Origin of the sequence: Pseudooceanicola sp., assembly GCF_029213205.1 — a bacterium.
GTDB lineage: Bacteria > Pseudomonadota > Alphaproteobacteria > Rhodobacterales > Rhodobacteraceae > Pseudooceanicola.
Map to the genome: position 1 here is coordinate 22,844 of NZ_JARGNH010000002.1, position 23,192 is coordinate 46,035.

A 23,192-nucleotide genomic window follows, 5' to 3' on the forward strand; every position below is an offset into this window, starting at 1 on the left:
GAATTCACATTTCAGGCAGAGAGAGGCGCGACCATGCCCGATACCGGTGGAAAAGCACCAGTTTTCAAACTTCCACGCGACGGCGGCGGCGAAATCTCGCTCACCGATTACGCCGGACGGTCGGTGGTGCTCTATTTCTATCCGCGCGACGACACGCCGGGTTGCACCACCGAGGGCAAGGATTTCACCTGTGCTGCCGATGATTTTGCCGCCGCCGGCGCGGTGGTTATGGGGGTCAGCAAGGACAGTGTCGAAAGCCATGACAAGTTTCGCGACAAACACGATCTGTCCGTGATCCTGCTCTCGGACAAGACCGGCAGCACCTGCGAGGATTACGGCGTCTGGGGTGAAAAGAACATGTATGGCAAGACCTTCATGGGCATCACCCGCGCCACCTTTCTGATCGGGCCGGACGGCACCATCGCCCAGGCCTGGAAGAATGTGAAAGTGCCCGGCCATGTCGACGAGGTGCTGGCGGCGGTTCAGGCGCTGGAGGTCACGGCCAGCTGAGGCCCGGTCGGATGCACGCGCCGCGCAGCCTTTCCGCGATGGCGGTCGAGGTGCTGAACACCGCCGACGGGCGCGCCAAGACCGCGCTCAGCCATGCCCATGCCGCGACCTGGCGCGCGGCCCGCGCGGCGGGTGAGGTGATTCCGATCGGCGAGACCAAGCCACCACTGCACCCCGCCCGCCCCGAGCGTCCGGAATTGCTCGACCCGCGCGAGCTGCCACGCCGCCGCCCCGGATCGTCGCAAGGCCGCATCGCCTTGCTGCATGCGGTGGCCCATATCGAGCTGAACGCGGTCGATCTGCATTGGGATATCATCGCCCGGTTCGCCGCGGTGCCGATGCCGATGGGATTCTATGACGACTGGGTGAAGGCGGCGGATGAGGAATCCAAGCATTTCAACCTGATGTGCGACTGTCTTGAAGCGCTGGGATCGCATTACGGCGCCCTGCCTGCCCATGCCGGGATGTGGCGCGCCGCCGAGGACACCAATACCGATATCTTTGGTCGCCTGGCGGTCGTCCCGATGGTGCTTGAGGCCCGGGGATTGGACGTAACCCCCGGAATGATATAGGTTTTTAAAAAGGCGGACCTGCCGCAAGTGGTCGCCGCACTGAACACCATCTATGGCGAAGAGGTCAGCCATGTCGCCTATGGTTCGAAATGGTTCCACTTCCTCTGCGGGCGCCATGACAAGGACCCCAAGCCATTGTTTCACGCGCGGGTGCGTCAGTATTTTCATGGGCTGCTGAAACCGCCCTTTAACGAAGAGAAGCGGGCGAGGCCGGATTGCCACCGGATTTCTACTGGCCACTGACCGAGGATCCGGCCTGATCCGGGGCCCGCGCGCCACCTGAAGTCTCAGCGCTAACATGCCGAAACTCGGCGGAATCTCGCCAGTTCCAACATGAACCCGCCAATGGCGGCGGTTTACCGGCCATAAGTCTTGAACCGATGGGGATCGGCGGTTAACACCATTCGGAGCATCCGTTGGGGAGCGGGAATGCTATGGTGGGGAATTCGGGCAAAGGGCATGTCCTAGTGCATAATAAAGTGATACAAAAGCTGCATGCGCGGCTGGAGCGATACTTTCCAGAACGTCGGTTGTTTTTGAAATCCGACGCCGACACCCGTTTTATCCGGCTGAAACCCGAAACCCAATTCATTGCCGTTGCCGGTGCCGGCGTCGTCGTCACCTGGTCGATCATCGCCACCGCGATCCTGCTGATGGATTCCATCGGCGCCGGGAATTTCCGCGATCAGGCCCGCCGCGATCAACAGGTCTATCAGGCCCGGCTGAACGCCCTGGCCGCCGAACGCGACACCCGCGCCGATGAGGCGCTGGCGGCGCAACAGCGGTTCAACACCGCCCTGGCTCGAATATCCGAAATGCAATCGGAACTGCTGGCCACCCAAACCCGTGGCCGCGAGCTTGAGACCGGGATCGGCGTGATCCAGGCCACCCTGCGTCAGACGATGAAAGCCCGCGACGCCGCCCGTGACCAGCTGGCGGAGTTGAAGCTGGCGATGGCGGCCAGCGGCGACACCCCCGGGGTTACGGACGGCAAGATCGGCGAACGCACCCTCGAATTTCTCTCTGCCGCGCTGAGCGACACCGCCGATGAGCGCGACAAGATTTCGAGCGATGCTCAGGATGCCCTGTTGCACGCCGATGAAATGACCACTGAACTGGCGCTGCTGCACGACCGCAACGACGCAATCTTTCGGCAATTGGAAGAGGCGATGACGGTTTCGGTGGCGCCGCTGGACAAGATGTTCCGCGCCGCCGGGATGAACACCGACAGCCTGATTTCGCAGGTGCGCCGTGGTTATTCCGGCCAGGGTGGCCCGCTCACCCCGATCTCGCTGTCGACGATGGGTGAAGCGCCGTCGCCGGACGCCTCGCGCGCCAATCAGATTCTCGATCAGATGGACCGGCTGAATCTGTATCGCATCGCCGCTGAAAAAGCCCCCTTCGCGCTGCCGGTGAAAAAGGCCTATCGCTTCACCAGTGGCTTCGGCTATCGCCGCGATCCCAAGACTGGCGGGCGCCGGATGCATGCCGGCGTCGATTTCGCCGGGCCGGTCGGCACCCCGCTCTACTCCACTGGCGACGGGGTGGTGGTGCACGCCGGTTGGCTGTCGGGCTACGGGCGGTTGGTCAAGATCAAACATGAGTTCGGTATCGAAACCCGCTATGCTCACATGTCTCGCATTGCCGTGAAGGTTGGTCAAAGAGTCTCGCGCGGAGATCGGATCGGTGATATGGGAGCATCTGGACGCGTGACCGGGCCGCATGTTCATTACGAAGTGCGCGTCGGCGGTCAGGCCGTGAACCCAATGATATATATCAAGGCTGCAAAAGATGTTTTCTAAAAGCAAAATCAACGAGCCCGGCAGCAAGGGCACCGAACCGCAGGCGCCTGCCGCCACCGATACGGCGCCCAAAACCGGAAGCCCTTACCCGTCCACCTCTGGCGATTTCAAACCGTCGACGCCCAAGGCCAAGCCGCCAGCGTCGGTGCTGTCGCCCGATCTGCACATCACCGGCAACGTCAAAACGACCGGCGACATCCAGATCGAAGGCACGGTCGAGGGCGACATTCGCGCCCATCTGCTGACCGTCGGCGAAACCGCCACCGTCAAGGGCGAAGTCACCGCCGACGACGTGGTGGTGAATGGCCGTATTGTTGGCCGGGTGCGTGGCCTCAAGGTGCGGCTGACCTCGACCGCCCGGGTCGAGGGCGACATCATCCACAAGACCATCGCGATCGAATCCGGCGCCCATTTTGAGGGTTCGGTACAGCGTCAGGAAGACCCGTTGTCGGGCAACAAATCGGCGGACAAGGGCCCGCATCGCTTGACCCCGCAGCCGCAGAAAAGCGACGACGTCTAAGTCATTCCTCATGCTGTGAGAGATCAAAGGCCGCCCCGGGGCGGCCTTTTTCATGTCGAGCTACCGGGTGGGCGCTGTGCGCCCGCCGACTCAGTCGACCCGCCAGCGCCGTAGAGCGCGCGGCGCTACGCCTCCAGCTCGGCATCCCAGTAAAGAAAATCCATCCAAGAGCCGTGCAGGTAGTTCGGCGGAAACTTTCGTCCCATGTTGCGCAGCTCTTCGGCCGCTGGTGGCCGTGGCGCCCGGCGCAACGACATCCCGGCCCGGCGCAGGGATTTCGACCCCTTGTGCAGGTTGCAGGGTGAACAGGCCGCCACCACGTTTTCCCATGAGGTGATGCCGCCACTGGCGCGTGGCACCACATGATCAAAGGTCAGGTCGCCGCGGGCGCCGCAATATTGGCAACAGAATTCATCGCGCAGGAATAAATTAAAGCGCGTGAAAGCCACGCGCTTTTGGGGTTTCACATAATCTTTCAGCACCACCACCGAGGGGATCCGTATCTCGGTGCTCGGACTGCGCACCCAGGCGTCGTATTCGGCAACGATATCCACCCGGTTCAGCCAGGCCGCCTTGACCGCCTCCTGCCAAGGCCAGAGGCTGAGCGGGTAATAGGACAACGGCCGGTAATCCGCATTCAACACCAGCGCCGGATGCTTTTTCAGCGCCGCCGGGTCGCGAACAAATTCGGTCCTGAAATCTCCATCCATCGTGAAAGCTCTCCGATTCGAGCTGCCTGCTGCGGCGGGGGGGTGGGATACCCCGCCCCGGCGATAGCTTTACTATATATCGCGGCGACCAAGGGGCAAGCCCCACGATATGCGCGACAACGAGATAAACTTAGAATGTCGGTGTAACGGGCAGATGATGATCACCGCCCGGCATCGTTTCGGCGCCACATTGGCGAATTGCATGGCTATTGCGGTGACAGGCGGCATTCGCCCCGATACGCTCCAGCAACCGCCGGAATGCGGCCCCTCAGGAGAACCCCAAATGCCACTTATCGAAGTCTCACTGCTTGCCGGGCGCAGCCCGGAATTGAAACAGAAGCTGATCGAAAAACTGACCGAAGCCACCGTCGAGGCGCTCGGCTCGAAGCCTGAGTCGATCAGCGTGATCCTGCGCGATGTGCAGCCGCACGATTGGGCCAAGGGCGGCATCACACTGGGCGAGCGCAAGAAATCCCAATCGGGCGGTTGACCGCCTGACGCGCGCCCCGCTTTCGCCAGATCGGCCCCGATTCACCGCCCGCTCGCCCCCTTGCCAGCGCGGCGGCAAATCGGCAATCTGATCGATACGAAAGGGGAGTCCGCATGCGCATCGCCATCCTCGGCGCGACCGGGGTTTTCGCCCGCCACCTGCTGCCGCGCCTCGCGGCCGACGGGCATGAGCTGATCGCGATTGCCCGCGATCCGAACCGGGCGACAACCGCCCAGGCCCTCGGGATCGAGCAACGCGCCGGTGATATCTTTGACGAGACCAGCCTGACAGAGGCGCTCGCCGGTGCCGAACTCTGCCTGAACCTCGCCACCGCCCTGCCCGGCCCTTCCGGGCGCGGCTCGTTCGAGGCCAATGACCAGCTGCGCCGCGACGGCGTGCCGGTGCTGCTGCGGGGACTGCAGAACGCCGGTGTCACCCGGTTGCTGCAACAGAGCATCGCGTTGATCGCAACCTCCGGCGAAGACCTGAATGACGGCACCATCAGCCCGGTGCCACAGGGCGACGGGCTTGCCGCCAAGACCCTGCGCGCGGCCCTGGCGATGGAGACGGCGGTGCAGGCCGCGCCGCTCGACTGGACGATCCTGCGCGGCGGGCTGTTCTACGGCCCCGGCACCGGCCTTGACGACACCTGGTTCGACCAGGCCGCTGCGGGCAAGCTGTTGATGGCTGGCGCGGGCGCTGATTTCCTGTCGCTGGTCCATATCGCCGATATGGCCGAGGCGACCCGCCGCGCCGTCAGCCGCAGCAATCCGGGCCAGATCCTGGCGATCAGCGATGACGAGCCTGTGCGCTGGCGCGATATCTTCGGCCATATCGCCACGCTCAGCGGCGGCCCGGCCCCGATCCAGGGCGGCCCGCCGCGCTTTGCGTCATTTCGGGTGTCCAACGCCCGCGCCCGCGATCTGCTCGACTGGCAACCACATTACCCCAGCTATCGGCAGGGGCTCGCGCGCTAGCCTCCCGGTTCAGCCGAGATCGCGAATCCGCTCCGGCTCGATCAGCTTCAACTTGCGGTTGGTGACACCCAGAGGCGCCATCCGCTCACGATGCGCGGCCATATTCGGATGCGCGCCATGCTCTTTCAGACAATCCTTGTCTTCCCATTCCTCATAGACGCGAAAGACATGCGGCTGGTCGACACTCTGCCAGAACCGGTAATCGATGCAGCCACGTTCGGATTTGGTGGCCGCCTGCGCCAGGGCGAAATTCGCCTTCGCCTGCTCTTCGTTGCCCGCTGCAACTTCCATGGTGCCGCTGATGATGATCATTGGTTTTCCTCCCCTGTCGTGATCCGGCACCGATCTTTCCACAGACTTACCGGTCGGTAAAGCGGTGAACGCCGCGGTCACGCCGCACCGGGCTTCATCTTGCCAAAAATATTCCGGGGGGGCCACGGCACAGCCGTGGCGGGGGCAGCGCCCCCTCGCTCAGAAACTCAGCTTGTCGCGCAGGAACGCCAGCGCCACCGACAGCCCGTCCGGCGCGATGCCGTGGCCGGTGCCCTGCTGGATATGCGCAAACACCTCCTTGAACCCGGCGGCCTGCAGCGCCTCGGCGGCGGCCGGCAGCGATTGCGGCGGCACCACCTCATCGACATCACCATGCACCAGCAGGATCGGCATCCGGCTGACCACCTCGTCGATCAGCGCCTCGGGTTCCAGCAACCGGCCCGAAAACGCCACCACCCCGGCCATCGGATCCTCGCGGCGCGGCGCCACATGCAGCGACATCATCGACCCCTGGCTGAAACCGAACAGGGCCACCTGCTCGGGCATCACATCTTCATCCACCATCAGCGCGTCGAGAAAGGCGTTGATATCCTCAAGCGCCTGCTGCCGTCCGGCTTCGGCCGCTTCTTCCGAGGATCCATCCATCCAGGGGATCGGAAACCACTGATAACCGCCCGGCGCGCCCGGTACGCTTTCCGGCGCATCCGGCGCCACGAACAGCGTGTCCGGCAAATGCTCGCCCAGCACATCGGCCAGACCCAGCAGATCGGCGCCATTGGCGCCATAGCCATGCAGGAACACCACGATCGAGCGGATGTCACCCGATACCGGCGCCCGGCGCTCCGCGTTCAATACCCGTGTCATGCCATTCCTTCCCGTTTGGTTTCGGCCCGGTAATAAGCCCAAAGCAGCCGCGCCGCCACCGCCCGCCAGGGCTGCCAGGCCGCGCCCATGCGCCGAAACGCCGCCGCATCCGGTCGATCCGCCAAGCCGTAGAGGATTCGCGCCGCTTCCTGCAAGGCCAGATCACCGGCGGGCAGAACGTCGGCACGGCCCAGCGCGCTCAGCGCATAGACCTCCGCCGTCCAGGGCCCGATTCCCGGCAAGGCCACCAGCCGCGCCAGCACCGCGTCATCGTCGAGCCCCGCCAGCCCGTCGAAATCGACCCCGGCCCCTGCGATGCCGCGCGCATAACGGATCTTTGGCCGTGACAGCCCCACCGCCTTCAAATCGTCCTCTGTCGCAGCGCCGATCGCCTCAGCTTCGACCAGCCCCGCCGCCTGCATCCGCCCCCAGATCGCCGAAGCTGACGCGGTCGAGACCTGCTGTCCGACCACCGCATGCAGCAAGGTCTGAAAGCCCGGGTCGCGGCGCCGCAGCGGCGGCAGCCCGCAGCGCGCATAGGCCCGCGCCATGCCCGCATCCCGCGCCGCCAGCCATTCGGCGCCCTCGGCCACATCCTCCAAAGTTGCGATGATCCGCCCGCTCACAGCGCCAACGCCCAGTCCAGCGCCGCATCCACCGTCTCGACGATCTCCACCCCCTCGGGCGGCAATGGCCGGACGATCATCGCCACCGGAAGCGCCAGCGCCCGCGCCGCCTCCAGCTTTGCCGCAGCGCCGCTGCCGCCGGCGTTCTTGGTGACCAGCCATTCGGTGCCAAGCCGCCGGAACAGCGCGATTTCATCGGCCACCGAAAACGGCGGTCGCCCGGTCAGAAACCGCCCGCCGGGCCAGGGGAAATCGCTTGCGACCGGCTCGATGCTGCGCGCGACGATCTGGCGCCCCGCCAGCCCGGCGTATCGCGCCAGCTGCTGGCGTCCAACCGCCAGGAACAGATGCGCCTTTGCCGGGATCAGGCCCGGCACCTCCTCCGGCTGCGCAACCTCGTGCCACACGTCGCCCGGCCCAGCCTGCCAGGCTGGGCGCTGCACCCGCAGATAGGGCAGCCCGAGTTCATCACAAACCAGGGCCGTGCGCGCGGTGATCCGCGCCGCGAACGGATGGGTCGCGTCCAGCACCGCAGCGATCCCCTGGTCCACCAGAAACCGGCGAAACCCCGCCGCGCCGCCAAACCCGCCGATCCGGGTCGGCACCGCCAGCTCCGCCGGGCCCCGCACCGCCCCGGCCAGGCTGGCGATGGCGGGCACTCCCGCGCTGGCCAGCGCCCGCGCCACATGCCGCGCCTCGGCGGTTCCGGCCAACAGCAGGATCATGCCCGCGCCAGGATCGCACCGGCACGGTCGATCACCACAACATCGGCGGCGATGTCCGCGCCCAGCCGCGCCCGCATCCGCCGCAGCGCCTCAGAAGCCACCCAGTCGGGATAGGCCAGCCCCACCTGCGCCAGCACCTCGGCTGTCGTATTGGCCTTTGCAACCTCCGGCCTTGCAAACCGTTCGGCCAGCGCCGCGAAATCGACCTGCGAGCGGCCCGAATGCAGATCGACCGCGCCCTGGGCGAATTTGGTCAACTTGCCAAGTCCGCCGCCCAGAGTGACCCGCGCCACCGGATGCGCGGCCAGGTATTTCAACATGCCACCGGCGAAATCGCCCATATCCAGCATCGCGTGATCCGGCAGCCCATGCAGATGCTGCACCACCCGCTCCGATGTCGCGCCAGTGCTGCCCGCCACATGCGCCTGGCCAGTGGCGCGGGCGACATCGACCCCGCGATGGATCGAGGCGATCCAGGCGGCACAGGAAAACGGCCGCACGATGCCGGTGGTGCCAAGGATCGACAAGCCGCCGAGGATCCCCAGCCGCGGGTTCCAGGTCTGCGCCGCCAGCGCCGCGCCGCCGGGCACGGAAATGGTGATCTTCACATCCGCCGCCTGCCCCAGCCGCGCCGCCATCTCCGCAACCGTGTCGCGCATCATCTGCCGGGGCACCGGGTTGATCGCGGGTTCCCCCACCGGCACCGGCAGGCCCGGCTTGGTCACCGTCCCGACGCCCTCGCCCGCGGCGAATTGCACACCGCCACCCGAGGCCTCGACCCGCACCCGGATCAAGGCGCCATGGGTCACGTCCGGATCATCGCCGGCATCCTTGATGATGCCCGCCTCGGCCCAGCCCGGCCCGTTGCTCAGCTCGGCCACCGCGAACACCGGCCGTTCGCCGCGCGGCAGGGTGATGCGCACCCGCTCTGCCCGGCCCTCACCCCACAGCGCCATCAGCGCCGCCCGCACCGCAGCGGTGGCACAGGCGCCCGTGGTCCAGCCGCGGCGCAAAGCTCCTTCGGGTTTTCGGCTCATCCCGCCAAGCATAAACCGCCACCCTGCACACGCCAGAGGATTCACCACCGCCCAAGGCCCATATCTGAGGCAGGAGGTTGCCGGACAAGCCCGGACACGCCGCACCCGCTTCATCTTGCCAAAAATATTCCGGGGGGTGAGGGGGGCAGCGCCCCCCTGCCTGCCGCACTTCCCTCGGCCCGGTCATCCGCGCATAAAGTGCCGGATGACCGAATCGCTCCCCCCCCTCACTGCCGGCTGGCCGGTTCTGCAGCCCGGCTGGGTCTGGCTCTGTGGCGCTGGCCCCGGCGATCCCGGGCTGTTGACCCTGCATGCGCTGAACGCACTCCACCAGGCCGATGTGGTGATCTATGACGCGCTGGTGCAGGCCGCGATCCTCGACTGGGCGCCGCAGGCCGAACATATCTATGCCGGCAAGCGCGGCGGCAAACCCTCGGCCAAGCAGCGCGACATTTCCCTGCGGCTGGTCGATCTGGCGCGCGCGGGCAAGCGGGTGCTGCGGCTGAAGGGCGGCGATCCCTTTGTCTTTGGCCGGGGTGGAGAAGAAGCGCAAACCCTGATCCAGCACGGCGTCAATGTCCGGATCATCCCCGGAATCAGCGCCGGGATCGGCGGTCTGGCCTATGCCGGAATCCCGGTCACCCACCGCGATGTCAACCAGTCGGTCACCTTTGTCACCGGCCATGACCAGACCGGCGACGCGCCCTCCTCGCTGGATTGGCAGGCGATTGCCCGCGGCAGCCAGGTGATCGTGATCTACATGGGCATGAAACATGCCGCGCGCATCGCCGATGCGCTGCTGGCGGCGGGGCGTCCGGCGGATGAACCTTGCGCTGTTGTCTGTTCGGCGACCACGCCCGAGGAAAAGGTTCTGGAAACCACCCTTGGCCGCCTCGCCGACGACATTGCTCGCGGCGGGTTCGAGCCGCCGGCGATCCTCTGCGTCGGGCGCTCGGTGCTGATGCGGCAGGTGCTGGACTGGCAGGCGCTGGCGCGCGGTGAGGCGCCGCGCAACCTCGACCCGCTCGGACGGGGGCGCCCGGCGGATCAGGCATGAACGGGTCTGGCATCAGCGGCGGGCTGATCCTGGCGGCGCCAGCTTCGGGTGCGGGCAAGACCACCGTCACCCTGGCCCTGCTGCGACTGCTGACGCGCCAGGGCCTTGCGGTGCGTGGCGCCAAATCCGGCCCCGATTACATCGATCCGCGCTTTCACCAGGCCGCCTGTGGCCAGTCTTGCGTAAATCTCGACGCTTGGGCGATGTCGCCTGAGCGGATCACCGCCCTGGCGGCGGGCGACGGCCTGCTCCTGATCGAGGGCGCGATGGGCCTCTTTGACGGTGCGCCGCCGGACGGGCGTGGCTCGGTCGCCGATCTGGCGCGGATCCTGCGCCTGCCGGTGCTGCTGGTGGTCGATGCGGCGCGGATGGCGCAGTCCGTCGCGCCGCTGTGCGCGGGCTTTGCCAATCACGACCCCGAGGTCAGCCTGGCCGGGGTGATCCTGAACAATGTCGGCAGTCCGCGCCATGGCGCGATGCTGCGGCAAGCGCTGCGCCCGCTGGGGCTGCCGGTGCTGGCCGCCCTGCCCCGTGATCCAAGCCTGGCGCTGCCGTCGCGCCATCTGGGGCTGATTCAGGCCGAGGAGCACGCGGATCTGGAGGTTTTTCTCGATCAGGCCGCCGATTGGTTGGCCCCCGAAATCGACCTCACCGCGCTGCTCAACCTGGCGCAGCCGCTGCCCGCGCCCGCAGCCGACGCCGCGCCGCGCCTTGCCCCGCCTGCCCAGCGCATCGCCGTGGCCCGGGACGCCGCCTTTGCCTTTGCCTATCCGCATCTGTTGCAGGAATGGCACGATTCCGGGGCTGAAATCACCTTTTTCTCACCGCTCGCCGATGATCCGGTGCCCGAGGCGGGGTTTGTTTATTTGCCTGGCGGCTATCCCGAATTGCATGCCGGGCGGCTCGCCGCCAACACCAAGTTCCTGAACAGCCTGCGCGCCCGCGCCGCCGATACGCCGATCTACGGTGAATGCGGCGGTTACATGCTGCTGGGGCGCAGTCTAACCGATGCCGCCGGGCAGGTGCATGAAATGGCCGGACTTCTGGGGCTAGACTGTTCATTCGCTGAACGACGCCTGCACCTCGGCTATCGCTATCTGAGTGCCGAACACGGCCCGTTTCCGACTGCGCTGCGCGGCCACGAGTTTCACTATGCCACCACGCTCAGAGCCGAGGGCGCGCCGCTGTTTGACGTCCGCGATGCCGAAGGCCGGGCCCTGCCCGCGATGGGTCTGCGGCGCGGAAACGTCTGCGGCTCATTCGCGCATGTGATCGACCGAGACACCGGCTGAGCGCCCTATCCCGGCACATCGCACCGCGACATCGCGCCCCAGCGCACAGATACGGACACGAACCCAGGTTGCCACTCCCGGCGCGTGGATCTAGGGCTTGTCGCACCTCAGGAGCCTGCAGCAATGTCCGACACGATCCAAGTGAACGAATCCCGCGCCAAGCGCAATGTGATGGTGCTGGTTCTGGCCCAGGCGATCCTCGGGGCACAGATGCCGATGATCTTCACCATCGGCGGGCTGGCCGGGCAATCGCTGGCCAGCAATGCCTGTTTCGCGACCCTGCCGATTTCGCTGATCGTGCTCGGCTCGATGCTGACGGCGACGCCAATGTCAGCGATCATGCAGAAATACGGGCGCCGGGTCGGGTTTTATGTCGGGGCCACCGGCGGCACCCTGGGCGGGATCATCGGCGCCTATGGTCTCTATCTCGCGTCGTTTCCGGTGTTCCTGTTGGGCAGCCTGCTGACCGGCATCTATATGTCGGCGCATGGGTTCTATCGCTTTGCCGCCGCCGACACCGCGTCTGACGCATTCCGGCCCAAGGCGATTTCCTACGTGATGGCCGGTGGCCTGGCCTCGGCGATCATCGGGCCGCAGCTGGTCAAGGTCACCGCCGATGCGATGGTGGTGCCGTTCCTGGGCACCTATCTGACAGTGATCGCGATCAATGTTCTCGGCTCGTTCCTGTTCCTGCTGCTCGACATTCCGCGCCCGCCGGTGCCGGCGCATGATGCGCCGCGCGGCCGCACCCGGCGTCAATTGCTGGCAACGCCCCGTGTCGCGGTGGCGATGATCGTCGCCATGGTCAGCTATGCGCTGATGAATCTGGTGATGACCTCGACGCCGCTGGCGGTGGTCGGTTGCGGCTATGCCAAGTCCAACGCCGCGGATGTGGTCACCAGCCATGTGCTGGCGATGTTCGTGCCGTCGTTCTTTACCGGCCATCTGATTGCCCGCTTCGGGGTGGAAAAGATCATGGCGCTTGGCCTTGCGATCCTCGCCGCCGCCGGGCTGGTGGCGCTGAGCGGCGTCGATCTTGAGCATTTCTTTGTCGCCCTGGTGCTGCTCGGCATAGGCTGGAACTTTGGCTTTATCGGCGCCACCGCCATGCTGGCCGGGGCACACCGACCAGAAGAACGGGGGCGGGTTCAGGGCCTCAACGATCTGATCGTGTTCGGCGGCGTCACCCTGGCCTCGCTGGCCTCGGGCGGGTTGATGAATTGCTCAGGCGGATCGGCGCAACAGGGCTGGACCGCGGTGAACCTGGCGATGGTGCCGTTCCTGACCCTTGCCGGGGCGGCGCTGATCTGGCTGGTGCTGCGACCCAAGGACGAGTTTTCCAGCTAAGCGCCCTGCGCTACCAGCGCCCGGTCGCCGCGGCCCAGCCCATCGCTGCGCTGATCCTCAGCCCCTCTGTCGGCAAACGGCTGGCGCCGACATCGCCGGGCCGCCGCGCCGCCTGCGCCAGCGCCGCCCGCACCCCGGCCAGCGGCAACATGGCCGCCACCGGCACCCCGGCCCGGGCTTTGCGGGCCTGCGCCAGCCGCGCCAGCCCCAGCCGCGCCAGATCGGCCACCGCTTCCGGCCGCCCGTCCGGCAAGGGCTGCTTGCCTGCCGCCTCAAGCGCCGGGATCGCGCGCAGCCAATTCGCCAGACCCAGGGCCAGCGCCGCGTCGCGCACCGTGGCCTCGCTGGCTGCAGTGGCGCCCAGCGCCCCGGCAGCGGCCCAGAGCAGATGGCCCGAGGTGGCATCGAGATACGCAAGCAGCGCTTCGGTGTCATCGAATGGCGCCGCTTCGATATCGGCGCGTCGGGCGCTGACCAGCCCGGTCAGCAATTCGGCTGCTGCAGGATCCAGCACAGCGGCCAGCGGCGTAACCACCTCGTGACGGCGCACATTGCCACCGCTGGCAATCTCCTCCAGCGCATCGTGCCACCATTGCAACCGCATTTCAGCGATCAGTGCCTCGCCGGTGACCCAGGGCGCGCGACTGACCTCGACATTGAAGGCATAGAGCGCAAACAGCGTCGGGCGCGCCGCCAGCGGCGCCGCCATCACTGCGCGAAACCGGTGCGGATCTGCCCGCTCGACCAGCGCCGCGCAGGCGGTGAGATCACCGTCAAATTCAGTCAAGCCCATCCAGAACCTCAGCAATGGCCTGCGCCGTGGCAGGATGGTCGACAATATCCAGATGCCCGGTGCCGGGCACCAGCAAATAATGGCCCTTGTCGGTCACTTCGGACATCAACGGCTCATAACCATCAGCCACAAACGCCTCATCCTCGGCCCCTGCGATCAGCACGAAGTCCGGCAGCGCCGCGATATCGGCCTTGTAGTCGCGGCGCGGCCCGTATGAGGTGTTCATCCGGTAGGAATAGGCCAGCGTCGCCAGATGCCCCTGCGGCCCGTTGCGCGCCGCTTCGGGCATGTTGAATTCGATGATCGTCAGGTGGTTCAGCGCCCGAATCCGCACCGCATTCAACATGCTCAGCCCGATGATCCGCCGGGTCAGCACATGCGCCCAGCCGCCGGAATTTGGCCGGGTGACCGGCGCGTCATATTGCAGGAACGGCGCCATCAACACCGCCGCGTCCAGCATCCCGCCCTGCGTCCCACCGGCAAAGCGCACCACCAGCCCGCCGCCCGAGGAATGGCCGCCGAGCACGACCTTTTGCCCCTCTTGGCGATAGGCGGCGATCAGATCGGCCAGATCATCCTCAAGCTGGCCAATGTAATCGACATCGCCGCGCCGCACCGGTGCCGCGCCATGGCCGCGCAGATCCGGCACCAGCACCTCGGCCCGCTCGGCCAGCACCCGGGCCAGCCCGTCGAACTGGCCGCCGTGCCAGCCCGAGCCATGCACCAGGATCAACAGCGGCGCCCCCGGCGGCCCGGGCAGATGCCGCACCGCCAGTTCCGTGCCATCACGCTTCTTCACCTGTGTCACCGGCAGCGGCACCGCCTCGCCGGCGACCACCCCGGAAAAATCCAGACCGGCGCCGGTTCTGCCCGGATCGACCTCGCCCGGGCGCTGTGAGGCGATCAGCCCCAGCGCTATCACCGCAGGCATTGTCACCGTGGCAATCACCGATATCATCAGCGAATTCATCTCGCGTCCTCTTCCAGTTCAAACAGGTCATGCACCGACAGGTCCAGCACCCGCGCCAGGCGCAGCGCCAGCAGGGTCGAGGGCACGAACACCGCGTTTTCAATGGTGTTGATGGTCTTGCGCGACACCCCTGTCGCCTCGGCCAACGCCGCCTGGGTCAGGCCCCGCGCCGCCCGCGCCTCTTTCAGATGATTGCGCAGGCCCATGCTCAGCGCCCCCGCCGATCGAACAGCGCGAACAGGATCAGCCCGGTGCCGCCGAGCAGGGCGCCCATCGCCGGCAGCGCCAGCGCCGCTTGGGACAGACAGACCAGGCCGGTAAGCGTCAGAACCGCCAGCCGGATAGTGGCAAAATGGGGGGATGTGATCGGGTTGGTGGCCATTGGGACTCTGCGGCAAATGGTAACCTCTGGGTTACATAAATCTGCAGGCAGGTAACGTCAAGGTTACCTCATCGTCTGTCTCTTCCCGCAAATGCCTCGGGAGCTTGCTCCGGTTTTCCCGCCAGACATGCAAGAATCCGGCGTCAATTCCGTCAATGCGTGGCAGTATTTCACCCCAATCCGGAAATTTCGCCCCAAGCCGCGATTACATTCGACGCAAGACCTGCTCTGATGTCCAGACAAACCTGCGGAGGATCCCATGCACATCGGCTGCCCGAAAGAGATCAAGACCCATGAATATCGTGTCGGACTGACCCCAGAGAGCGCCTCGGAACTGGTGGCGCATGGGCATCAGGTGATGATCGAAACCGGCGCGGGCGACGGCATCGGCGCCAGTGACGACCAATATCGCGCCGCCGGGGCCACGATTGCCGACAGTGCGGCGGCACTGTTTGCCGCTGCGGATATGGTGATCAAGGTGAAAGAGCCGCTGGCGGCGGAACGGGCGATGCTCAGGCCCGGTCAGATCCTCTTTACCTATCTGCATCTGGCCGCCGACCCGGACCAGACCCGCGACCTGGTGAACTCTGGCGCCAGCTGCGTTGCCTATGAGACGGTGACCGGCGCCAACGGTGGCCTGCCGCTGCTGAAACCGATGAGTCAGGTGGCCGGGCGGATGGCGATCCAGGCCGGGGCGACGGCGCTGGAAAAGGCCCATGGCGGACGCGGCGTGCTGCTGGGCGGGGTGCCGGGGATCGCGCCGGGCCGGGTGGTGGTGATCGGCGGCGGCGTTGTCGGCTTCAACGCCGCACAGATGGCGGCGGGGCTGGGCGCCGATGTCACCGTGCTCGACCGCTCTGCCGAGGCGCTGGAGCGGATCGACCACCTCTATCACGGTCGCATTCGCACCCTCTATTCCACCCGCACCGTGCTGGCCGAGGCGGTGGCCCAGGCCGATCTGGTGATCGGCGCGGTGCTGATCCCCGGCGCAGCGGCGCCAAAGCTGGTCAACAGGGCCCTGCTTGCCACGATGAACCCCGGCGCGGTGGTGGTGGATGTGGCAATCGATCAAGGCGGCTGCTTTGAAACCTCGCGCCCGACCACCCATGACGCCCCGACCTTTGTCGAAGAGGGCGTGGTGCATTACTGCGTCGCCAACATGCCCGGCGCGGTGGCGCGGTCCTCGACCTATGCGCTGAACAACGCCACCCTGCCACATGCGCTGGCGCTGGCCGATCACGGGCTCTCGGTGGCGCTGACCCGCGATCCGCATCTGCGCGCCGGGCTCAACATCCACAACGGCCAGGTCACCTTTGAGGCGGTGGCCCGCGACCTCGGCTATGATTATCACCCCCCCGAAGAAGCGCTGAAAACCCCGGCCTAGGGCCGCGTCCCCCGCTTCCTCTGGTCAACAATATCCTCGGGGGGCCGCCGCAGGCGGCGGGGGCAGACAGCCCCCTCCCCCAGACCTCACGGGCGCGTCTCTGCGCCTTCGCGCAGCAGCTTCCAGTGAATCGCGTCGATCAGCGCCTCGAAACTGGCATCGACAATATTCGGTGACACCCCGACCGTCGACCAGCGCCGCCCGGCGGAATCCTCGCTGTCGATAATCACCCGGGTCACCGCCTCGGTGCCGCCCTGGGTGATCCGCACCTTGAAATCGACCAGCCGCATATCGGCGATCTTTTCCTGCAGCGGCCCCAGATCCTTGGCCAGCGCCGTCGCCAGCGCGTTCACCGGCCCGCGATCCGAGCCGTCCTCATCCAGCGAATCCGAAACCGACATCCGCCGCTCGCCATCGACCACGATCACCACCACCGCCTCTGACAGGCTCACCCGTTTGCCGACGGCATTGGTGCGCCGCTCGATGGTCACCCGATAGCGTTCGACCTCAAAGAACTGTGGCATCTGCCCCAGTTCCTCGCGCGCCAGCAGTTCGAAACTGGCCTGGGCACTGTCATAGGTATAGCCGCGATCCTCGCGTCCCTTGACCTCGTTCAGCATCCGCCCCAGCGCCGGATCGCCCTTGGGCACCGCAATACCGGCATCCGCCAGGCGGCGGCGCAGATTGCTCTGCCCGGCCTGGTTCGACATCGGGATCACCCGTTCATTGCCGACCAGGGCCGGGTCGATATGCTCATAGGTCTCCGGCGCTTTCAGGATGGCGCTGGCATGCAGCCCGGCCTTATGGGCAAAAGCCGAGGCCCCGACATAGGGCGCCTGTTTGGTCGGCACCCGGTTCAGGATATCGTCAAGCTGACGCGACAGCGCCGTCAACCCGGCCAGCCCCTCGGTGCTGACCCCGATCTCATAGCGGCTGGCATAGGGTTCTTTCAGCATCAGGGTCGGGATCAGGGTGATCAGATTGGCATTGCCGCAGCGTTCGCCCAGCCCGTTCAGCGTCCCCTGCACCTGGCGCGCCCCGGCATCCACCGCCGCCAGCGATCCGGCAATCGCATTGGCGGTGTCGTTATGGGTGTGGATGCCCAGCCTCTCGCCGGGGATACCTGCGGCGATCACTTCGGCGACGATCTGGCCGATTTCGACCGGCAGGGTGCCGCCATTGGTGTCGCAGAGCACCACCCAGCGGGCGCCCGCGTCATAGGCGGCGCGGATGGTCTCCAGCGCATAGGCGCGGTTGGCTTTCCAGCCGTCAAAGAAATGCTCGGCGTCAAACAGCGCCTCGCGGCCTTCGGCGACCAGGTAGGCAAGGCTGTCGCGGATATTGTCGATGTTTTCCTCAAGGGTGATGCCCAGCGCCGTGGTGACGTGGAAATCATGGGTCTTGCCAACCAGGCAGACAGAGCCGGTGGCGGCGTTCAGAACCGCCGCCAGCACATCGTCATTTTCCACCGAGCGGCCGCTGCGTTTGGTCATCCCAAAGGCGGTCATCCGCGCCCTGGTCTGCGGCGCCGCGTCGAAAAACGCGCTGTCGGTCGGGTTGGCCCCGGGCCAGCCACCTTCGATATAATCGATGCCGAGATGATCCAGCGCCTCGGCGATGCGGATCTTCTCGGGCGTCGAGAATTGCACGCCCTGGGTCTGTTGCCCGTCGCGCAGGGTGGTGTCGTAGAGATAGAGTTTCTGTTTCATCGCATCGTCTCCCCGGCGCATAGGCTGCGCTGGTTTTCATAAAAAGGCACCCGCCCGCTGGCACGCCGGGCTGCGCCGACCCGCCCCAGCAAAGCGTTACCATTCCCGAGTACCACCGGGCCGTTTGCGGCCCGGTTCGCCCCCGACCCGCCCCCCAGGGCGGGGGCGATTTCGCCCCCACCCTCGGGCCGTGGGCGAACCTGTGTTCCGTTTAAATCAGCGCTCATTTCAACCCCTCCAGCCTGGTGGGGTCGAAATCAGCTTTGAGAGTCCACATCGGGCCTTCCTTTGTGTCCACCACCTCTACTCCCGCCGCTACGAATGCGTCCCGTATGCGATCCGCCGTTTCGAAATCCTTCTTCGCACGGGCTTCGGCTCTCAACTCCAATAGGCGCCCGATGAGTGGCGCATGATCCTGCTGGATGGAAATTCGAGTACGACCCATTTGGATTTGGGCAACCAAACGCTCAATCACCTGGTCAGCATTCAAGTCCAGTCCCAACATCGCACAGGAACCGGCAAGCTTTTTAGCGGCTTCAACATCCCCGCCTCGCACACGCCGTGCGAGCCTGTGCAGCGCCGTGATCGCTCCCGCCGAGTTTAGATCATCGGCCAGGGCTGCAACGACTTCGTCGTCGGTTTGAGAGTCCGAAAGAATTTCCTTCGTCGCACTCTCACCAAGTCTTGCTACGAGCGACCGCCAGTTGAGCAGAGTCGCCTCCGCCTCCTGCCGCTTTCCGTCCGTCCAATCCATCGGCTTGCGGTAATGGGTGCCCAGAAACACGAAGCGGATCACCTCGCCCGGGACGCCCTGATCCAGCAGATCGCGGACGGTAAAGAAATTGCCCAGCGACTTTGACATCTTCTTGCCCTCGACCTGCAGCATCTCGTTGTGCAGCCAGACATTGGCGAAGCCGGCGCCGGGATGGGCACAGCAACTCTGGGCGATTTCATTCTCGTGATGCGGGAACATCAGGTCATTGCCGCCGCCGTGAATGTCGAAATGATCGCCCAAAAGCTCCTGGGCCATGGCGGAACATTCGATATGCCAGCCCGGCCGCCCGCGGCCCCAGGGGCTGTCCCAGCCGGGCAGATCCGCGCTCGAGGGTTTCCACAGCACGAAATCCATCGGGTTGCGCTTGTAGGGCGCCACCTCGACCCGCGCCCCGGCGATCATGTCATCGATGGAGCGGCCGGACAGGCGGCCATATTCGGCGTAGGACTCGACCGCAAACAACACATGGCCCTCGGCGGCATAGGCATGACCCGCCTCGATCAGCCCGGCGATCATCGCCACCATCTGCGGGATGAAATCGGTGGCGCGCGGCTCATGATCCGGGCGCAGATTGCCCAGCGCGTCCATATCATCGTGATACCAGCCGATGGTCTCATCGGTGATCTCGCGGATCGAGCGCCCATCGCGCGCCGCCCGCGCGTTGATCTTGTCATCGACATCGGTGAAGTTGCGCACATAGGTGACGTGATCGTTGCCATAGACATGGCGCAGCAGCCGGTTCAGCACGTCAAACACCACCACCGGGCGGGCATTGCCCAGATGGGCGCGGTCATAGACCGTCGGACCACAGACATAGATCCGCACATTCGACGGGTCGATCGGGCGAAAGATGGCTTTCTTTCGCGTCATCGTATTCGTCAGCTTTATCTCGACCATAACAGGCGTCCTCACGCGGCTTGGCCGCGGACCTATCAGGATCGTCTTGATTTGGAAACGAAATGACCGGCCCGCGTGACTATGTCAGCAGGGAATAATGCAGCAGATGATGATGCAAATCCGGTTCATGGGTGTCAGCACTAGACCGAAAGCGCGGATCTGCCAAGCCTTGATTTTTTGCCCGCCCCGACCAATCCTGCCGCGATGAGCCGCGCCCTGATCCGAACGATCTGCGCAACCCTGCCCGGGGCCGAGGTGTCGGACCCCTGGGGCGGCGCTGCCAGAGCGGTTCTGACCAGGGGGCCTTGCGTTCGGCCGGAGATCGCCCACCAATGCCACCGCATCGGCTTTTATGGAGAGCAAAATGCACGATCCTGCCCCTGACTTCCGCGCCCTGCACAAAAAGGGCAACCCCTTCATCCTCTGCAATGCCTGGGACATCGGATCGGCCAGGGTGCTGGCCGCCAAGGGGGCGCAGGCGCTGGCGACCTCATCCGCGGCGCATGCCTTTACCCTGGGACGGCCCGATGGCGGTATCAGCCGGGACGAGGCCCTGGCCCATGCCCAGGCCATCGTCGCGGCAACCCCGCTGCCGGTGTCAGGGGATTTCGAAAACGGCTTTGGTGACACGCCCGAGATCTGCGCCGAAACCGTGCGGCTGGCCGCCGAGGCCGGGCTGGCCGGGATTTCGATCGAGGACACGATGCTGCCCGGATCCGGCGCCTATGCGTTCGATCTGGCGGTCGAGCGGATCAAGGCCGCGGTCGCCGCCGCCCGCATCCTGCCCCGCGATTTCGTACTGGTCGCCCGCGCCGATGGCATGTTGCGGGGCAGCTATAACCTGAATGAGGCAATACGGCGGTTGCAGGCGTTTGAAGCTGCCGGTGCCGATTGCCTCTATGCGTCTGCCCCGCCGGACCTCGACGGGCTGGCGCGGATCTGCGGCGCGGTCACGGCACCGGTGAACGTCCTTGTCGCCGGAACAATGGCCAATCACAGCCGCGCGGACTTCGCCCGGATCGGGGTGGCCCGGATCTCGCTCGGCTCATCGCTGGCACGGATCACCCATCGGGTGCTGATCGACGCCGCCGAAGAGATGTTGACCAGCGGCAGTTTCGCCGGGCTGCAACATTCGGTGTCGGGCCGGGTGGTGGATAAACTGCTGAGTTAGGCGCCGCTGGCATCTGCGGAGGGGGCGCCGCCCCCGGCCTGCGGCCCCCCCGGGATATTTTTGACCAGAGGAAGCGGCGGGCTTTAGCTGGCCGGGAACACGAAACAGCGGTCACGGCGGATGGTCAGCCACAGCGGCTTGCCGGGTTTGGGCAGGAACACATTGGGCACGGTGGCGCGGAGGGTCGAGCCATCGTGATCCATCTGGAATTCCACCAGGCTTTCATTGCCCATGAACCGGGCGCGCTGCACCACGCCGCGCGCCGGGGTGCCGTCCTGCGGCGTCGGCATCGGGCCGCGTCCGTCGCGGTCAAAGTCGATCTTCAGGTGCTGCGGGCGGATCACGATATCGACCTCGGCCCCGTCTGGCACCCCGGGGGCCAGGAACTGGCCGAAGGGGGTGGTGGTCAGCGCCCCCTGCACCCGGCCCCGAATCACATTCACATCGCTGAAGAACGCCACCGAGTCGCGGTCCACCGGCGCGTTGTAGATGTTGTAGGGCGCGCCACGCTGCACGATCCGCCCGTCGCGCATCAGCGCGATGTTATCGGCCATCCGCATCGCCTCGTCCGGCTCATGGGTGACCAGCAGCACCGCGGTGCCCTCGTCCTTGAGCACATCGAGGGTGGCGTCGCGGATACCGTCGCGCAGCCGGTTGTCGAGGCCGGAGAAGGGTTCGTCCATCAACATGATGCGCGGGCGCGGTGCCAGCGCCCGGGCCAGCGCCACCCGCTGCTGTTCGCCGCCCGACAGCTCATGCGGCCAGGCGTCGATGAAGCGGCCAAGATCGACCCGCTGCAACATCTCGGCCACCCGGGCGCGATTGCTGGCGCGATCGCCGGTCAGGCCAAAGGCGACGTTGTCGGCGACGCTGAGATGCGGGAACAGTGCAAAATCCTGAAACATCAGCCCGATATGGCGCCGCTCCGGCGGCACCCGGAACACCGTGTCGCAGATCAGCGCGCCATCCACCCAGATGCTGCCGCTGTCCTGCATCTCGACCCCGGCAATCATCCGCAGGGTCGTCGATTTGCCGCAGCCCGAAGGCCCGAGCAGGCAGGTCACCTGCCCTGGCATCACCGAAAGTGAAACATCGTCCACCACCGCGCGCCCGCCGTAACGGCGGGTCAGGTTGCGGATCTCAAGGCGCGGGGTCTGCGCGGTCAAGGCCGTTCGTCCCTCTTCTGACGAAAACGCTCGGGTTCGGGCAGGCTTAGCCTCGGCTCGCCCGCCATGCAACCGCCCGTGTCAACGCAGGTCAAATTCGCCACTGGCGCGCCGGCCCCGGTTGACCTGCACCGGCGTGGCGCGGCGCGCACCGCCCCGCGCCTCGAACAGGGCGGCGTCGAAATCCGGCCAGGCCCGGGCCAGTTCCCGGCCAAGGCTTGCGACCCTGGCCGGATTGAACAGCGGACCCTTGAGCGAAAACCCCGCGGCCATCAGACAGTCGAGTTAAAGGCTCCACCGTCCAGCAGGATATTCTGCCCGACCATGAAATTCGCGAATTGCGAACACATGAAGGCACAGGTGGCGCCGAAATCCTCGGCCGTTCCGATATGGCCGGTGGGATTGGTGGCGTTGCGGCGGGCAATCGCGTCTTCCATGCTGATGCCCTCGCGCTGGCGGGTGGATTCGGTCAGCGCCTTGATCCGGTCGGTGTCATGGCTGCCGGGCAGCAGGTTGTTCATGATCACCCCGCTCTTGGCGACCTGCCGGGAGGTGCCCGCGACATAGCCGGTCAGCCCGGCGCGGGCGGAATTGGACAGGCCAAGCTGGGCGATCGGGCTGCGCACCGAGGCCGAGGTGATATTGACCACCCGGCCCCAGCCGCGTTCCATCATCGCCGGCACCAGCGCCTTGATCAGCGCGATTGGGGTCAGCATGTTGGCATCCAGCGCCGCGATGAAATCCGCGCGCTCCCAATCCGGCCAGAATCCCGGCGGCGGGCCACCGGCGTTGTTGACCAGGATGTCGATCTGACCACAGGCGGCCAGCACCTTGGCGCGGCCCTCGTCGCTGGTGATATCGGCAGCCACCGCGACCACCTCGACGCCATGGGCAGCGCGAATCTCGGCCGCCGTCGCCTCAAGCGCCTCAGCACCACGGGCGTTGATCACCAGATTGACCCCCTCGGCGGCCAGCGCCATCGCACAGCCGCGCCCCAGCCCCTTGGATGACGCGCAAACCAGCGCCGTCTTGCCTTTGATACCCAGATCCATTTACCGTTCCTCCCGGATTTCCTGCATTTTCTGACCACATCGGGCGCATGATTGCCGGGAAAGTTCCGAAAACTTGCCCGTATGCCGCCGC

Annotated in this window: 25 protein-coding genes and 1 pseudogene; 11 read left to right on the plus strand and 15 right to left on the minus strand. The window is 65.9% G+C overall.

Annotation, left to right across the window (positions count from 1 at the left end; genetic code table 11):
* Positions 1 to 33 precede the first annotated feature (33 nt).
* From P1U48_RS02560 to P1U48_RS02575, 4 genes and pseudogenes are all read left to right on the plus strand, one after another.
* Positions 34 to 510 (plus strand): peroxiredoxin, encoded by a 477-nt coding sequence (locus P1U48_RS02560; RefSeq protein WP_301066897.1) that lies wholly within the window; start codon positions 34 to 36, stop codon positions 508 to 510.
* A gap of 11 nt (positions 511 to 521) precedes the next feature.
* Positions 522 to 1,342 (plus strand): annotated as a pseudogene (locus P1U48_RS02565) (ferritin-like domain-containing protein).
* Between the two features lie 207 nt (positions 1,343 to 1,549).
* Positions 1,550 to 2,884, plus strand: coding sequence for a M23 family metallopeptidase (locus P1U48_RS02570; protein ID WP_301066898.1), 1,335 nt, complete (start codon positions 1,550 to 1,552; stop codon positions 2,882 to 2,884).
* On the plus strand, positions 2,874 to 3,404 hold the full coding sequence (locus P1U48_RS02575) for a polymer-forming cytoskeletal protein (RefSeq protein WP_301066899.1): 531 nt from the start codon (positions 2,874 to 2,876) through the stop codon (positions 3,402 to 3,404). The genes P1U48_RS02570 and P1U48_RS02575 overlap by 11 nt, the downstream gene beginning before the upstream one ends.
* Positions 3,405 to 3,529: 125 nt before the next feature.
* Here the strand turns inward: P1U48_RS02575 and P1U48_RS02580 are convergent, their stop codons facing one another.
* Positions 3,530 to 4,114, minus strand: coding sequence for an HNH endonuclease (locus tag P1U48_RS02580; protein WP_301066900.1), 585 nt, complete (start codon positions 4,112 to 4,114; stop codon positions 3,530 to 3,532).
* A 154-nt stretch (positions 4,115 to 4,268) separates the two neighbouring features.
* Here P1U48_RS02580 and P1U48_RS02585 point away from each other — a divergent pair, with 154 nt between their 5' ends.
* Positions 4,269 to 4,604, plus strand: a complete 336-nt coding sequence (locus tag P1U48_RS02585; protein ID WP_301066901.1) for a tautomerase family protein — start codon at positions 4,269 to 4,271, stop codon at positions 4,602 to 4,604.
* A 113-nt stretch (positions 4,605 to 4,717) separates the two neighbouring features.
* Positions 4,718 to 5,581: an NAD(P)-dependent oxidoreductase gene (locus P1U48_RS02590; RefSeq protein WP_301066902.1), complete on the plus strand. Its 864-nt coding sequence runs from the start codon at positions 4,718 to 4,720 to the stop codon at positions 5,579 to 5,581.
* Between the two features lie 9 nt (positions 5,582 to 5,590).
* On the opposite strand, the gene P1U48_RS02595 is transcribed toward P1U48_RS02590, so the two are convergent.
* From P1U48_RS02595 to P1U48_RS02615, 5 genes are all read right to left on the minus strand, one after another.
* Positions 5,591 to 5,893 carry a putative quinol monooxygenase gene (locus tag P1U48_RS02595; RefSeq protein ID WP_301066904.1) on the minus strand — a complete coding sequence of 101 codons (303 nt, stop codon included), beginning with the start codon at positions 5,891 to 5,893 and terminating at the stop codon, positions 5,591 to 5,593.
* 159 nt (positions 5,894 to 6,052) lie between these two features.
* Positions 6,053 to 6,718: a prolyl oligopeptidase family serine peptidase gene (locus P1U48_RS02600; RefSeq protein ID WP_301066907.1), complete on the minus strand. Its 666-nt coding sequence runs from the start codon at positions 6,716 to 6,718 to the stop codon at positions 6,053 to 6,055.
* The gene (locus P1U48_RS02605; RefSeq protein ID WP_301066909.1) at positions 6,715 to 7,344 is read right to left on the minus strand and encodes a DNA-3-methyladenine glycosylase 2 family protein; all 630 of its coding nucleotides are present in this window, start codon (positions 7,342 to 7,344) and stop codon (positions 6,715 to 6,717) included. Before P1U48_RS02605 ends, P1U48_RS02600 begins: the two co-directional genes overlap by 4 nt.
* Positions 7,341 to 8,069: a cobalt-precorrin-6A reductase gene (locus P1U48_RS02610; RefSeq protein WP_301066910.1), complete on the minus strand. Its 729-nt coding sequence runs from the start codon at positions 8,067 to 8,069 to the stop codon at positions 7,341 to 7,343. Before P1U48_RS02610 ends, P1U48_RS02605 begins: the two co-directional genes overlap by 4 nt.
* Positions 8,066 to 9,106, minus strand: a complete 1,041-nt coding sequence (locus P1U48_RS02615) for a cobalt-precorrin-5B (C(1))-methyltransferase (RefSeq protein WP_301066912.1) — start codon at positions 9,104 to 9,106, stop codon at positions 8,066 to 8,068. The genes P1U48_RS02610 and P1U48_RS02615 overlap by 4 nt, the downstream gene beginning before the upstream one ends.
* A gap of 205 nt (positions 9,107 to 9,311) precedes the next feature.
* Between P1U48_RS02615 and cobA the strand changes: the two genes are divergently transcribed.
* From cobA to P1U48_RS02630, 3 genes are all read left to right on the plus strand, one after another.
* On the plus strand, positions 9,312 to 10,163 hold the full coding sequence (gene cobA, locus P1U48_RS02620; protein ID WP_301066915.1) for a uroporphyrinogen-III C-methyltransferase: 852 nt from the start codon (positions 9,312 to 9,314) through the stop codon (positions 10,161 to 10,163).
* Complete coding sequence (locus P1U48_RS02625) at positions 10,160 to 11,455, plus strand: cobyrinate a,c-diamide synthase (protein ID WP_301066917.1); 1,296 nt, start codon at positions 10,160 to 10,162, stop codon at positions 11,453 to 11,455. The genes cobA and P1U48_RS02625 overlap by 4 nt, the downstream gene beginning before the upstream one ends.
* A 123-nt stretch (positions 11,456 to 11,578) precedes the next feature.
* A complete protein-coding gene (locus P1U48_RS02630; RefSeq protein WP_301066920.1) occupies positions 11,579 to 12,802 on the plus strand; it encodes an MFS transporter in 1,224 nt (407 codons plus the stop codon).
* A gap of 10 nt (positions 12,803 to 12,812) precedes the next feature.
* On the opposite strand, the gene P1U48_RS02635 is transcribed toward P1U48_RS02630, so the two are convergent.
* The 4 genes from P1U48_RS02635 to P1U48_RS02650 are packed head-to-tail and all read right to left on the minus strand — an operon-like array spanning position 12,813 to position 14,947.
* The gene (locus P1U48_RS02635; protein ID WP_301066921.1) at positions 12,813 to 13,595 is read right to left on the minus strand and encodes a squalene/phytoene synthase family protein; all 783 of its coding nucleotides are present in this window, start codon (positions 13,593 to 13,595) and stop codon (positions 12,813 to 12,815) included.
* The gene (locus P1U48_RS02640; protein WP_301066922.1) at positions 13,582 to 14,565 is read right to left on the minus strand and encodes an alpha/beta fold hydrolase; all 984 of its coding nucleotides are present in this window, start codon (positions 14,563 to 14,565) and stop codon (positions 13,582 to 13,584) included. The genes P1U48_RS02635 and P1U48_RS02640 overlap by 14 nt, the downstream gene beginning before the upstream one ends.
* Positions 14,562 to 14,771 carry a helix-turn-helix domain-containing protein gene (locus P1U48_RS02645; RefSeq protein ID WP_301066923.1) on the minus strand — a complete coding sequence of 70 codons (210 nt, stop codon included), beginning with the start codon at positions 14,769 to 14,771 and terminating at the stop codon, positions 14,562 to 14,564. The genes P1U48_RS02640 and P1U48_RS02645 overlap by 4 nt, the downstream gene beginning before the upstream one ends.
* 2 nt (positions 14,772 to 14,773) lie before the next feature.
* On the minus strand, positions 14,774 to 14,947 hold the full coding sequence (locus P1U48_RS02650) for a hypothetical protein (RefSeq protein WP_301066924.1): 174 nt from the start codon (positions 14,945 to 14,947) through the stop codon (positions 14,774 to 14,776).
* Positions 14,948 to 15,206: 259 nt separating this feature from the next.
* Here P1U48_RS02650 and ald point away from each other — a divergent pair, with 259 nt between their 5' ends.
* Positions 15,207 to 16,331 carry an alanine dehydrogenase gene (ald, locus tag P1U48_RS02655; protein ID WP_301066926.1) on the plus strand — a complete coding sequence of 375 codons (1,125 nt, stop codon included), beginning with the start codon at positions 15,207 to 15,209 and terminating at the stop codon, positions 16,329 to 16,331.
* An 86-nt stretch (positions 16,332 to 16,417) separates the two neighbouring features.
* Here ald and cimA read toward each other — a convergent pair whose 3' ends face one another.
* The gene (gene cimA / locus P1U48_RS02660; RefSeq protein WP_301066928.1) at positions 16,418 to 18,040 is read right to left on the minus strand and encodes a citramalate synthase; all 1,623 of its coding nucleotides are present in this window, start codon (positions 18,038 to 18,040) and stop codon (positions 16,418 to 16,420) included.
* A 223-nt stretch (positions 18,041 to 18,263) separates the two neighbouring features.
* Entirely contained in the window at positions 18,264 to 19,712 is a 1,449-nt protein-coding gene (cysS, locus tag P1U48_RS02665; protein ID WP_301066930.1) for a cysteine--tRNA ligase, read from the minus strand.
* A gap of 364 nt (positions 19,713 to 20,076) precedes the next feature.
* Between cysS and P1U48_RS02670 the strand changes: the two genes are divergently transcribed.
* The gene (locus tag P1U48_RS02670; RefSeq protein ID WP_301066932.1) at positions 20,077 to 20,883 is read left to right on the plus strand and encodes an isocitrate lyase/phosphoenolpyruvate mutase family protein; all 807 of its coding nucleotides are present in this window, start codon (positions 20,077 to 20,079) and stop codon (positions 20,881 to 20,883) included.
* Positions 20,884 to 20,966: 83 nt separating this feature from the next.
* Here P1U48_RS02670 and P1U48_RS02675 read toward each other — a convergent pair whose 3' ends face one another.
* From P1U48_RS02675 to P1U48_RS02685, 3 genes are all read right to left on the minus strand, one after another.
* Positions 20,967 to 22,049 carry an ABC transporter ATP-binding protein gene (locus tag P1U48_RS02675; RefSeq protein WP_301066933.1) on the minus strand — a complete coding sequence of 361 codons (1,083 nt, stop codon included), beginning with the start codon at positions 22,047 to 22,049 and terminating at the stop codon, positions 20,967 to 20,969.
* Positions 22,050 to 22,130: 81 nt separating this feature from the next.
* The gene (locus P1U48_RS02680) at positions 22,131 to 22,322 is read right to left on the minus strand and encodes a hypothetical protein (RefSeq protein WP_301066934.1); all 192 of its coding nucleotides are present in this window, start codon (positions 22,320 to 22,322) and stop codon (positions 22,131 to 22,133) included.
* Positions 22,322 to 23,101, minus strand: coding sequence for an SDR family oxidoreductase (locus P1U48_RS02685; RefSeq protein ID WP_301066935.1), 780 nt, complete (start codon positions 23,099 to 23,101; stop codon positions 22,322 to 22,324). The genes P1U48_RS02680 and P1U48_RS02685 overlap by 1 nt, the downstream gene beginning before the upstream one ends.
* Positions 23,102 to 23,192: the final 91 nt, after the last annotated feature.

Bases quoted from the DNA above. Each gene is read 5' to 3' on its own strand.
- P1U48_RS02575 (WP_301066899.1), top strand. From the start codon at position 2,874: ATGTTTTCTAAAAGCAAAATCAACGAGCCCGGCAGCAAGGGCACCGAA.
- P1U48_RS02600 (WP_301066907.1), bottom strand. From the start codon at position 6,718: ATGACACGGGTATTGAACGCGGAGCGCCGGGCGCCGGTATCGGGTGAC.
- P1U48_RS02670 (WP_301066932.1), top strand. From the start codon at position 20,077: ATGCACGATCCTGCCCCTGACTTCCGCGCCCTGCACAAAAAGGGCAAC.
- P1U48_RS02615 (WP_301066912.1), bottom strand. From the start codon at position 9,106: ATGAGCCGAAAACCCGAAGGAGCTTTGCGCCGCGGCTGGACCACGGGC.
- P1U48_RS02640 (WP_301066922.1), bottom strand. From the start codon at position 14,565: ATGAATTCGCTGATGATATCGGTGATTGCCACGGTGACAATGCCTGCG.
- P1U48_RS02590 (WP_301066902.1), top strand. From the start codon at position 4,718: ATGCGCATCGCCATCCTCGGCGCGACCGGGGTTTTCGCCCGCCACCTG.
- P1U48_RS02610 (WP_301066910.1), bottom strand. From the start codon at position 8,069: ATGATCCTGCTGTTGGCCGGAACCGCCGAGGCGCGGCATGTGGCGCGG.
- P1U48_RS02630 (WP_301066920.1), top strand. From the start codon at position 11,579: ATGTCCGACACGATCCAAGTGAACGAATCCCGCGCCAAGCGCAATGTG.
- ald (WP_301066926.1), top strand. From the start codon at position 15,207: ATGCACATCGGCTGCCCGAAAGAGATCAAGACCCATGAATATCGTGTC.
- P1U48_RS02625 (WP_301066917.1), top strand. From the start codon at position 10,160: ATGAACGGGTCTGGCATCAGCGGCGGGCTGATCCTGGCGGCGCCAGCT.
- P1U48_RS02560 (WP_301066897.1), top strand. From the start codon at position 34: ATGCCCGATACCGGTGGAAAAGCACCAGTTTTCAAACTTCCACGCGAC.
- P1U48_RS02685 (WP_301066935.1), bottom strand. From the start codon at position 23,101: ATGGATCTGGGTATCAAAGGCAAGACGGCGCTGGTTTGCGCGTCATCC.
- P1U48_RS02635 (WP_301066921.1), bottom strand. From the start codon at position 13,595: ATGGGCTTGACTGAATTTGACGGTGATCTCACCGCCTGCGCGGCGCTG.
- P1U48_RS02680 (WP_301066934.1), bottom strand. From the start codon at position 22,322: ATGGCCGCGGGGTTTTCGCTCAAGGGTCCGCTGTTCAATCCGGCCAGG.
- P1U48_RS02580 (WP_301066900.1), bottom strand. From the start codon at position 4,114: ATGGATGGAGATTTCAGGACCGAATTTGTTCGCGACCCGGCGGCGCTG.
- cimA (WP_301066928.1), bottom strand. From the start codon at position 18,040: ATGAAACAGAAACTCTATCTCTACGACACCACCCTGCGCGACGGGCAA.
- P1U48_RS02595 (WP_301066904.1), bottom strand. From the start codon at position 5,893: ATGATCATCATCAGCGGCACCATGGAAGTTGCAGCGGGCAACGAAGAG.
- P1U48_RS02650 (WP_301066924.1), bottom strand. From the start codon at position 14,947: ATGGCCACCAACCCGATCACATCCCCCCATTTTGCCACTATCCGGCTG.
- cobA (WP_301066915.1), top strand. From the start codon at position 9,312: ATGACCGAATCGCTCCCCCCCCTCACTGCCGGCTGGCCGGTTCTGCAG.
- cysS (WP_301066930.1), bottom strand. From the start codon at position 19,712: ATGGTCGAGATAAAGCTGACGAATACGATGACGCGAAAGAAAGCCATC.
- P1U48_RS02645 (WP_301066923.1), bottom strand. From the start codon at position 14,771: ATGGGCCTGCGCAATCATCTGAAAGAGGCGCGGGCGGCGCGGGGCCTG.
- P1U48_RS02585 (WP_301066901.1), top strand. From the start codon at position 4,269: ATGATGATCACCGCCCGGCATCGTTTCGGCGCCACATTGGCGAATTGC.